Source organism: Gemmiger formicilis, assembly GCF_016900095.1.
GTDB classification, from domain to species: Bacteria; Bacillota; Clostridia; order Oscillospirales; family Ruminococcaceae; genus Gemmiger; species Gemmiger formicilis_A.
In genome coordinates, this window is the sequence record NZ_JACJJP010000071.1 from 1 (window position 1) to 2,002 (window position 2,002).

General features: G+C 69.1%; 3 protein-coding genes. All 3 read right to left on the bottom strand.

What is annotated here, in order from left to right:
• Positions 1-108: 1,3-beta-galactosyl-N-acetylhexosamine phosphorylase N-terminal domain-containing protein (locus tag H6B15_RS15875; protein ID WP_204648849.1), on the bottom strand; the 108-nt coding region annotated here is incomplete at its 3' end.
• A 40-nt stretch (positions 109-148) separates the two neighbouring features.
• The gene (locus tag H6B15_RS15220; RefSeq protein WP_204648848.1) at positions 149-1,792 is read right to left on the bottom strand and encodes a rhamnogalacturonan acetylesterase; all 1,644 of its coding nucleotides are present in this window, start codon (positions 1,790-1,792) and stop codon (positions 149-151) included.
• A 1-nt stretch (position 1,793) separates the two neighbouring features.
• Positions 1,794-2,002 (bottom strand): glycoside hydrolase family 88 protein (locus tag H6B15_RS15225; RefSeq protein WP_345942008.1); only part of this gene is annotated, 209 nt, incomplete at its 5' end.

The window sequence follows — 2,002 nt, forward strand, 5'->3', positions numbered from 1 at the left end:
GCTGTCGCGGATGACGTCCGCGCCCCAGCGCTTGGCCAGCTCCAGGGTCAGGGCTTCACACCCGGCCTCGCCGGGCAGGGTAAAGCCCCCGGTGGTGTGGTGTTTCATGGTGGATCACCCTTTCGTATTGGATTGGGAAGCAGAAATGTCAGATATGCACCCGGCGGCAGATATCGGCGCCACGGGCCCGGGTAATGGTCTCTTCTGGGTCCAGCTCCGGCGGAATCAGCCCGGCCTGCACCGCCTGGGCAAAGTAACTTTCCCCGTGGGGCAGGGTGCACCGGATGGCATACCCGGGCAGCAGCACCGACAGAAACTCTTTCAGGGTCAGGCTCTGGGCGGGATGTAGGCAGTCGTCGCCCACCCAGTCGGCGGGAATCAGGCTGGCCTGCACCGCGGCCTGTACCGCGGGGGCATAGGGGGCCTGGCCCACCACGTCCGCAAAGGGGCTGGTGTACTCGTTGGTGGGGAACAGTCCCAGCGCCGCTGTCACCAGGCACAACGCGTCCGCCCGGGTCAGGGGGGCGTCGGGATTCGTAGTCTCGTAGTCGATGTAGGGGTCCGGCCGGTCGGCGGCGGGGGCGGTGCGGTCCGCCGGCGGCGCCAGCGGGCGCAGAGGCTCGGCAGGCTGCCAGGGGGCGCGTTCCGGCGGGGTCAGCCCCAGAACGTCGCACAGGGCCCCGGCCAGGAAGGCGGCCCAGCGGCAGGCGCCGTAATCGTTGGTGTGGGTGTAGTCCCCGGGATAGAACCAGCACTTGGAGGCGTCCCGCCCCTGGGTGCGCACCGCTTCCATGGAGGCGGCGTGCAGGTCCAGCACCGGCACATCCTCCGCCCGGCCCAGGGCGTGCACCGCCCGGGCAAAGGCGTCCAGCAGGTCGTTGTACTGCCCGTCCGTGGTCCAGCTGTTGCGGGCCAGGGGGGTAACAAGCACCGGCGTGGCCCCTTTGGCCCGGATGGCCCGGATGTAGGCCCGCAGCCGGTCGGTGTAGCCGCCCTCGGCGGTCAGGTGGGGGCGCTTCTGGTCGTTGTGGCCGAACTGCATCAGGCACAGGTCTCCCGGCCGCAGCCGGGGTTCCACCACCGCCCAGTGGCCGCCGGTCTCGAAGGTTTCGGTGGTCAGGCCGGAATGGGCGTGGTTGGACACGCAGAGCTCGGCAGGAAGATAGTACCCCAGCATCTGGCCCCAGCCCGCATAGCTGGTGCCCGGGGCGTAGGGGAACCCGGCACACTGGTCGGTGACGGTGGAATCCCCCATCAGGAACACCCGGCGGGCGTCGGTGTCGGACAATTCCACCCCCTGCAGCCCGGCTCTTACTGCTACAATGTCGGCGGCAGGGAAAAAGGCGGGGGAGGTCTCGCCGTCCGGCACCAGGGGCGTCACATCGGTGAGGAAAGAGACCTCCCGGCATTCCCCGGGGGCCAGGGTGCCCTGCCAGACCAAACGGCGCCGCCCCGCAAAGAGCAGGGCCGTTCCGCCCTGGCCCACCAGCCGCACACGGGCGGCATAGATGCCTTCCCCGGGCAGGTCGGCCCGGAACCACAGCGGCAGAGCCCGGTCCGCCAGGTCGGCGGCGGGCAGATCGTGGGCGCAGGCCTCCACGCCCTGGGCGATGGCACGGAAATCGGCCTTCCAGCCGTCATGCCACCACATGGGCTGCCAGTTGGCGCCGATCTGGGGCACCGTCAGCCGGGGCATGGCCTGCAGGGACCCGGCGTTCACAAAGCCATGGCCGGTTTCAGGGGTGTAGGCAACGACCTGTTCCGGCTGCTGAAAATCAAAGCAAATCTTCATCTTACAACGCTCCGTCGCTGCGCACATTGTCGTAGTTCAGCACGCCGGCCAGGAAGGCCAGCGCCAGGCCCTGGCCCCAGCCCTGGATCCAGTCCCGGCTGATGCCCCGGTAGCCATCCCGGCCCTTCATGACCGCGGTGCCGCCGGACACGTTCATCACCCGGCCGTCCGGGCTGACGTTGGCCAGAATGCCCGGGATGGCCTTGTTGA

Bases quoted from the DNA above. Each gene is read 5' to 3' on its own strand.
- H6B15_RS15220 (WP_204648848.1), bottom strand. From the start codon at position 1,792: ATGAAGATTTGCTTTGATTTTCAGCAGCCGGAACAGGTCGTTGCCTAC.